Here is an 874-nt window from a genome sequence, read left to right as displayed (position 1 = left end):
TAACGGCTGCTTTCTTCTCCGCCTAACAATACCACCGCCTTTTCTACGCCCGCGTAGTTCCCCAGTACGCGCTCGATTTCGCCAAGCTCGATCCGGTAACCACGGAGCTTTACCTGGCTGTCCAAACGGCCCCTGAACTCTATTTCACCTGCCGCGTTCCAGCATGCAATGTCGCCTGTCAGATAAAGCCGGCCTTCCCCAAAAGGGTTCGCTATAAAACGGCTCAATGTAAGTTCCGGCTGACCCAGATAACCTCGGGCTACTCCGGCCCCACCTACACATAATTCACCCGGTACACCTACTGGACATAGCTGATATCCTTTATCCAAAATATAAACTTCCCGATTGTTCAGCGGCCACCCGATAGGGACAGATGCGCTTTCATCATCTATCTCGTCAATAACATAATAAGTCGAAAGTACCGAGTTCTCTGTCGGACCGTATAAGTTTACCAGGGAATCAGTATTCTTTCTATACTGTAAGGCTATCCGTAGATGGGATACGGAGGCTTGCTCGCCACCGAAATATATTTTGTCAAAACAGGATAAATATTCCGCACTTAACTCTATAAAATTATTAAACAGTGCAGTGGTGATAAACATGATGTTTATATCCTTATCCCTGATATAACTTGTCAGTGCCCCATTAGACAAAAGCATCTCTTTACTGATCAGATAAAGCCCGGCTCCATTCAGGATTGCACTGAAAATATCAAATACAGATCCGTCAAAAGCATAATTGGACAACTGCAGAAACTTATCCTCGGGTTTTACCGTGATAAAACCAGGGCCTCTTACCAGGCTGACCACATTCCGGTGCTCTACCATCACTCCTTTCGGGTGGCCCGTCGAACCTGACGTATAGATCACATAGG

Annotated in this window: 1 protein-coding gene; it reads right to left on the bottom strand. The window is 46.7% G+C overall.

What is annotated here, in order from left to right:
- Positions 1-874: AMP-binding protein (locus AB6735_RS27985; RefSeq protein ID WP_370999478.1), on the bottom strand; the 874-nt coding region annotated here is incomplete at both ends.

Origin of the sequence: Mucilaginibacter sp. RCC_168, from assembly GCF_041355315.1 — a bacterium.
Classification (GTDB): domain Bacteria; phylum Bacteroidota; class Bacteroidia; order Sphingobacteriales; family Sphingobacteriaceae; genus Mucilaginibacter.
Note: the sequence above shows the minus strand (reverse complement) of the source record. Positions and strands in the feature narration are given on the sequence as shown.